9 protein-coding genes are annotated in these 6,224 nt (G+C 75.1%); 5 read left to right on the forward strand and 4 right to left on the reverse strand.

Annotated features, from left to right (window positions below):
* Positions 1–6: 6 nt before the first annotated feature.
* Positions 7–198, reverse strand: coding sequence for a DUF397 domain-containing protein (locus AB0L34_RS06670; RefSeq protein WP_363702472.1), 192 nt, complete (start codon positions 196–198; stop codon positions 7–9).
* Positions 185–991: a helix-turn-helix transcriptional regulator gene (locus tag AB0L34_RS06675; protein ID WP_363702474.1), complete on the reverse strand. Its 807-nt coding sequence runs from the start codon at positions 989–991 to the stop codon at positions 185–187. Before AB0L34_RS06675 ends, AB0L34_RS06670 begins: the two co-directional genes overlap by 14 nt.
* Positions 992–1,247: 256 nt before the next feature.
* Between AB0L34_RS06675 and AB0L34_RS06680 the strand changes: the two genes are divergently transcribed.
* From AB0L34_RS06680 to AB0L34_RS06700, 5 genes are all read left to right on the forward strand, one after another.
* The gene (locus tag AB0L34_RS06680; protein WP_363702476.1) at positions 1,248–1,508 is read left to right on the forward strand and encodes a hypothetical protein; all 261 of its coding nucleotides are present in this window, start codon (positions 1,248–1,250) and stop codon (positions 1,506–1,508) included.
* A complete protein-coding gene (locus AB0L34_RS06685) occupies positions 1,505–1,753 on the forward strand; it encodes a flavin reductase (RefSeq protein WP_363702478.1) in 249 nt (82 codons plus the stop codon). Before AB0L34_RS06680 ends, AB0L34_RS06685 begins: the two co-directional genes overlap by 4 nt.
* 171 nt (positions 1,754–1,924) lie before the next feature.
* Positions 1,925–2,407, forward strand: a complete 483-nt coding sequence (locus tag AB0L34_RS06690) for an anthrone oxygenase family protein (protein WP_363702500.1) — start codon at positions 1,925–1,927, stop codon at positions 2,405–2,407.
* Positions 2,408–2,588: 181 nt separating this feature from the next.
* Positions 2,589–2,891, forward strand: a complete 303-nt coding sequence (locus AB0L34_RS06695; protein ID WP_357449543.1) for a hypothetical protein — start codon at positions 2,589–2,591, stop codon at positions 2,889–2,891.
* A gap of 91 nt (positions 2,892–2,982) precedes the next feature.
* The gene (locus AB0L34_RS06700; RefSeq protein ID WP_363702480.1) at positions 2,983–4,056 is read left to right on the forward strand and encodes an NAD-dependent epimerase/dehydratase family protein; all 1,074 of its coding nucleotides are present in this window, start codon (positions 2,983–2,985) and stop codon (positions 4,054–4,056) included.
* Positions 4,057–4,114: 58 nt separating this feature from the next.
* On the opposite strand, the gene AB0L34_RS06705 is transcribed toward AB0L34_RS06700, so the two are convergent.
* Entirely contained in the window at positions 4,115–4,864 is a 750-nt protein-coding gene (locus AB0L34_RS06705) for a ZIP family zinc transporter (protein WP_363702482.1), read from the reverse strand.
* Positions 4,865–4,904: 40 nt separating this feature from the next.
* Positions 4,905–6,104, reverse strand: a complete 1,200-nt coding sequence (locus tag AB0L34_RS06710) for a GNAT family N-acetyltransferase (RefSeq protein WP_363702484.1) — start codon at positions 6,102–6,104, stop codon at positions 4,905–4,907.
* Positions 6,105–6,224 lie beyond the last annotated feature (120 nt).

Below are 6,224 nucleotides of genomic sequence, written 5' to 3' on the forward strand. Positions count from 1 at the left end.
GGGCGGTCAGGCCCGCCCGGCGGTCCGGGCGACGAATGCGCGCCAGGCCGTGGGGGCGAAGGTCAGGGCCGGGCCGGTCGGGTCCTTCGAGTCGCGGACGGCGACCACGCCGGGCAGGTTGTCGGCCACCTCGACGCAGTTCCCGCCGCTCGCTCCGCTACGGGTTGCCTTGCGCCAGCGGGCGTTACTGAGGTCCATGTTGGCTCTCTACTTCCTTGAGCAGGTCGATGGACTGCCGGCGGGGCAGAGCCTCGTTACGCACACTTTCCCACCGAGCTTGAAGCGTAGCGACGTCATCGTCTTTGTCGATGACGACTCCGGCAAGCTGGTTCTCCAGGTGCCCGACCCATACGCCCTCCCTGGAGCGTGCCAGGGCGAACGGTCCCGACAGGCCCACATGCAGTCCGCTCGACGCAGGGATGACGTGCACATGGATGTGTGGCAGCTCGGCGAGAGCGATCAGGTGGGCGATCTGCTGCGCCATCACGGCACCGATGCCGTCGCCGTAGCGGCGCAGCGCTGACTCGTCGAGCACCGCGACGAACTGAGGTGGTCGATCGCACGTCAGGATCTTCTGGCGCTCCACCCGAGCCGACACGCGCTGCTCCACCTCGTCAGTGGTGAGGATGTCGACTGACCGAAGCACGGTGTGGGCGTATTCCTCTGTTTGAAGCAGACCGGGGATCAGGTTCGGCTCGAAGTAGCGGAGTTGGGTCGCCGCGCGTTCGGCGTCGAGCCAGGGGAGGAACCAGGACGGTGCGCCGACGCTGGCGACGAGCCGTTCGAAGAGCCCGCCGGTCTTGAGCGCCCGGTCGGCGCCCTTGATGAAGTCCATCGTCAGGGCGCGGGTGCCGCCCTCGACGGCGCTGACGTGTGACGCGCTGAACCCGGCACCCCGACCGAACGTCTCCTGCGTCATGCCGGCACCACCTCGGGCGCGGCGGATCTCGGCCACGACGAAGGCGGCGAGCGGACTCGGCACGTCGGCCATTCAGGGCCTCCCAGTTTGAAGATCGACTACCCACGGCGCCACCCGCCGGGCGCGGCTTCGGCCAGCCCCACCCGGACGCCCGCAGAGCCTTCCGAGCGTAGTCGTCTCCACAGCAGAGTGTCACCAGCGAGGGCCGCTCGTGGAGCACTGGCCGGGGGCGGTCCTCGCGGGGGCCGCCACCGGGCGAGCATCCGTCGGCGGCCCCCGTCCGAGCATCGGACAGGCCAACGGACAGGGCGACGGACGGGAGGCAGGCGTGACGGGCGACGGGCCGCGCCGGGAGGGCGCGATCGTGACGGGCGAGGTGATCCGCGTGCCGGAGGACTCCTACCGGTTCGGCACCGGGATCCTCACGCTGTACGTCACCGAGATCCTCAGCCGAGGGCCGTTCGAGGGCGCGGAGTGGGTCGAGCTGCGCGGTCGGGAGCTGACCCCGGACGGCACGCTCCGGCCACGCGAGCGGTACGCCTTCGTCCGGGTGGACCGGGCGACCGTCGTCACGGTGCCGGCGCGGTGACCCGCCGCCGCGACCACCTGCCGTCCCGGCCCACCTGGCGCTGCGCGGCCTGCGGGATCGCCTGGCCGTGCTCGGCGGCGAAGCTGCGGTTGCTCGGCGAGTACCGCACCGACCGGACCGCGCTGCTGGTCTATCTCGGCACCCTCCAGGCCGAGGCGGCCGGGCAGCTCGCGGAGCTGGACGGCGAGCGGGCGTGCACCGACCTGGCCGAGCGCTTCACCGGCTGGGCCCGCCCGCGCGGGTAGGCCGCCCCCTGATCCCGCCCGGGCCGGTCTTCCCGTGGGCCGGCCCGGGCGGTCCCCTCGCCGTGCGGTGGACGCTCGCTTATCGGGTCGAGCGGTCCGGCCATGGCCGGGAGGATCACGCCCCGGTTGACTGGCGGGGACGACGACGGGGGAGGAACACCTGTGTCCGAGATGATCCGCACCGCCGCCCTGGCCGGGGCGACCCTGACCACCGGGCTGGTGGCGGGGCTGTTCTTCGCGTTCACCTGCGCGGTCATGCCGGGTCTCGGCGCGACCGACGACCGGACGCTGATCGGCACCATGCAGTCGATCAACCGGAAGATCCTCAACGGATGGTTCCTGGGCGCGTTCCTCGGCGCGCTGCTGCTGCTCGCCCTGACCGCCGCCCTGCACCTGACCCGGGGCGGCCCGGCCCTGCTCTGGACCGTCGCCGCGCTGGCCTGCTACCTGGTCACCTTCGTCGTCACCGTACGCCTCAACGTGCCGCTGAACGACCGACTGGAGGCCACCGGCCCGGTGGACCGGATCGGCGACCTGGCCGAGGTGCGGGCCTGGTTCGAGGTGGCCTGGGTGCGCTGGAACCTGGTCCGCACGCTCTCCGCGGTGGCCGCGTTCGCCTGCCTGATCGGCGCCCTGCTGACCCGGCGCGGCTGACCGCCCGCCGGCCCTGGCGCGGCTGACCGCCCCGCCGGCCCCGGGCGCGGCTGACCGCTCCGTCGGCCCGGCACGCCGGCACCTCCCGTCACCCGCTACCGCCACCGTCGGCAGGCGGGCATACCGGGAGGCAGGGAGGTTGACAGGCATGGGCGGGCCGGCGCGGGGGAACCGTGCCCGCATGAGGATCAGCAGCACCCCGGCCGTCGCGGCCTCCGGCGAGGAGACCGGCCCCGACGGCGTACGGGAGCCGGCCGGCGAGGTGCACGCCTGGCTGCCGGGCCAGAACCAGACCGTCTGCGGGCTCCCGCTCAGCCGGACCCGGCTGCGCCGCTTCCCGCACGTGCGGTTTGAGTACCGGTCGACGGACGTGCTCACCGGGGCGGACCCGGTCGGCCGGATCTGCCCGCGCTGCCTGGCCGCCTCCGACGGCCGACGCCGGGACGAGAAGAAGAGCTGGGTGCGCCACTCGCCCCGCCCCTGACGGCCGCCGCTGCCGGCCGCCCCGCACAGCCGCCCCTGATGGCTGCCGGGCGCGGCGATTGGCGGGCGGCTGACCGGGTACGGGGTCGGGCATGCGGATCGTGGTGGTGGGCGCGACCGGCAACGCCGGCACCGCCCTGTTGCGCCGGCTGCGCCGGGAACGCGGAGCGGATCTCGTCGGGGTGGCGCGCCGGCTGCCGGGGCCGGACGCCGGCGAGCCGTACGACCAGGTGGAGTGGCACTCCTGCGACGTCGGGCTGCCGGGCGCGGCCGACCAGCTCGCGGAGGTCCTCGCCGGGGCCGACGCGGTGGTGCACCTGGCCTGGCAGATCCAGCCCAGCCACGACCAGCGGGTGCTGCGCCGGACCAACGTCGGCGGCAGCGCGGCGGTGGTCGACGCCGTGGTCCGCGCGAACGTGCCGGCCCTGGTGGTCGCCTCGTCGGTCGGCGCGTACGCGCCCGGCCCGAAGGACCACCCGGTCTCCGAGCGCTGGCCGGCGACCGGGGTGCCCGGCTCGTCGTACAGCCGGGACAAGGCCGAGGTGGAGGCGTTGCTGGACCGGGCCGAGCGGGAGCACCCGGGGCTGCGCGTGGTGCGGATGCGGCCCGGCCTGAACTTCCAGCGGGCGGCGGCCACCGAGATCACCCGCTACTTCCTCGGCCCGTTCGCGCCGGTCCGGCTGCTCCGCTTCGGCCGCATCCCGCTGGTGCCGACGCACCGGCGGCTGCGGATGCAGGCGGTGCACACCGACGACGTCGCCGACGCGTACGCCCGGGCGGTCCTGGGCGACGCGCGCGGTCCGTTCAACGTCGCGGCGGACCCGGTGCTGACCCCGGAGCTGGTGGCCCGGCACTTCCACGGCTGGACGGTGCCCGTGGCCGCCCCGGTGCTGCGCGCCGCCGCCGCGCTCACCTGGCGGGCGCGGCTGCAACCTATCGACGCCGGCTGGGTGGAGCTGGCCCTGAACGCGCCGCTGATGTCGAGCGAGCGTGCCGAGGCGGAGCTGGGCTGGCAGCCGCGGCACGACGCGGTCAGCGCGCTGAAGGAACTCTTCGCCGGGATGGCCGACGGCGCGCGCACCGCCAGCCCGGCGATGTCCGCCGCGGGTGGCCGCCCCGCCGCCCTGCTGCGGGGCCGCCCCGCCGGCCACGGCAACCCCTACTGACGCACGCCGCCCCGACCCGGCCCAAGGAATCAGGGGCGGGCGCCCCGCCGGGGGCGGGTCACGCGCGGGACAGGGCGAAGGCGGTCAGGAATCCGGCCACGGTGACGAGGCCGACCAGCAGGTGGGCGTCCTCGAACGCCTCGGGGACCATGGTGTCGGTGATCATCGCCAGGATGGCGCCGGCCGCCAGCGCGGTGATCGCCGCGAGGGCCGCCGGCGGGGCGTCGCCGAGCAGCGTGAAGCCCGCCACCGCCGCCACGCCGCTGACCAGGGCGATCGCCGACCAGAGCGCGAAGACGTACCGCCGGGAGCGGCCGGCCCGGCGCATGCCGGCCGCGCTGGACAGACCCTCCGGCACGTTGCTGAGGAAGACCGCGACCACGGTGACCAGGCTGACCGGCCCGCCGGCCAGCAGGCTGGCCCCGATCACCACCGATTCGGGTACGCCGTCCAGCAGCGCGCCGACCGCGATCGCGGAACCCGAGCCGGGCCGCTCGCCCTCGGAGGGCTGCCGGTCGCCGGAGCGCTTGCGGTGCCGCGCGCCCCACCGGGCGAGCAGCACGTTCGCCAGGGTGTAGGCGAGCGCGCCGCCGGCCGCGCCGAGCGCCGTGGGCAGCAGGCCGCCCGTCTCGTGCGCCTCCGCGATCAGCTCGAACGAGACGGCGGAGAGCAGCACCCCCGCCCCGAACGCCATGACCGACGCGATGACCCGCTGCGGCACCCGGGCGAACCAGCCCACGGCCGCCCCGAGCAACAGGGCGGACCCGGCCAGCAGCCCCCACCCACCCGCCTGCAACCACTCCGGCATTCCCGGGACCGTACCCCGTGGGCGCGCCCGCCAACCGGGGTCAGAAGTCGGCGAACAGGTACGGCAGGTGACGCGGGAAGAGGCGGCGCAGCTCCGCCGCCGCGTCCGCCGGCACCTCGCCCAGCCCCCGCAGGCCCACCTCCACGGGGTCGAGCACCCCGTACGCCAGGGCCGAGATCCCGGCGGCGGTCAGCGTGGCGGTGGGTGGCTCCCCGGCGGTGGCGGCGGCGCCGGTGACCAGTTCCAGCGCGCCGGTCGTGCCGTCCAGCAGGTACGAACCGGCCAGCCAGCGGTCACCGGTCAGCTCGACGCGCACCCGGCCCGGCCCCGTGGGCAGCCCGGCCAGCGCGTCCACCGACAGCAGCCGGGCCATCGGCGCCGACGAGCCCGGCCGGGCCACCCGCGCCTCGACGTGCACGGCCAGGTCGGTCAGCCACAGCTCCGGCACCTCGTCGACGGGGAGCAGGACGCTCACCCGCTCCACCTGGTCGACGTGCTGGGCGAAGAACCGCAACAGCAGCGCGCGGGCCACCGGGTCGGTGACGAGCAGGTCGTCGGCGACCAGCGTGCCGCCGTGGTCGTCGATCCGGTAGGTCACCGCGCCTGTGACCGTCCCGCCGACCCGGGCGGTGAGCAGCCACCGCTCGTCGCGATCGCGCAGCCCGACGTCCCGGTAGTCGGGGAAGATCGCGAAGCCGTGCCGCTCGCGCAGGCAGCGCTCGGTGAACTCGCGCCAGGTCGGGTAGCCCGCGCCGATCCGCTCCCAGCCCACCTCGCCCGGCAGGTCGGCGCGGAGCAGGTCGCCGAGGTCGGCCGGCGAGAAGGTGGCCGTGCGGGCCTTCGGCAGCCCGACGTAGCCGAACCGGGCGTAGAACGACGACCGGAACGGCCAGAGCGCGGTCAGCGCATGCCCCTCGTCGCGCATCTCGTCGAGCAACTGGTGCAGCAGGGCCCGGACGTGTCCCTGCCGGCGGGCCAGCGGGTGGGTGGTCACCCCCGCGACGCCGGCCATCGGCAGCACCGTGCCGCGCAGGTTCTGCCGCATGGGCACCGCCGAGGCGGCGGCCACCGTCGTGCCGTCGGCCTCCGCGACCAGCGTCCGGTTGCCCTCGTTGTACGGCAGGTAGTCGCGGAACTCCTCCGTCCGGCCGGCGCGGGACGGCGACGTCTCGAACGCGTACGCCTGGAGCGGGAAGCTGGTGGTCAGGCGCTCTTCGGAGTGCACCCGGCGGATGGTCATCCGCCAATCCCATCCCGGCTTCCCGGCCGGCGCAACCGCAATTGCCGGAAGCGGTCGCCGCGACCGGGTGGTTCGCCCGGCCCCGGCGTCGCCTGACCGCCGCGGCGGTCAGGCGATCGG

The sequence above is a fragment of the Micromonospora sp. NPDC052213 genome (genome assembly GCF_040679695.1).
GTDB lineage: Bacteria > Actinomycetota > Actinomycetes > Mycobacteriales > Micromonosporaceae > Micromonospora.

Coding starts and splice junctions, on each gene's coding strand:
- AB0L34_RS06670 (WP_363702472.1), bottom strand. CDS start 198: ATGGACCTCAGTAACGCCCGCTGGCGCAAGGCAACCCGTAGCGGAGCG.
- AB0L34_RS06675 (WP_363702474.1), bottom strand. CDS start 991: ATGGCCGACGTGCCGAGTCCGCTCGCCGCCTTCGTCGTGGCCGAGATC.
- AB0L34_RS06690 (WP_363702500.1), top strand. CDS start 1,925: ATGATCCGCACCGCCGCCCTGGCCGGGGCGACCCTGACCACCGGGCTG.
- AB0L34_RS06695 (WP_357449543.1), top strand. CDS start 2,589: ATGAGGATCAGCAGCACCCCGGCCGTCGCGGCCTCCGGCGAGGAGACC.
- AB0L34_RS06700 (WP_363702480.1), top strand. CDS start 2,983: ATGCGGATCGTGGTGGTGGGCGCGACCGGCAACGCCGGCACCGCCCTG.
- AB0L34_RS06705 (WP_363702482.1), bottom strand. CDS start 4,864: ATGCCGGAGTGGTTGCAGGCGGGTGGGTGGGGGCTGCTGGCCGGGTCC.
- AB0L34_RS06710 (WP_363702484.1), bottom strand. CDS start 6,104: ATGACCATCCGCCGGGTGCACTCCGAAGAGCGCCTGACCACCAGCTTC.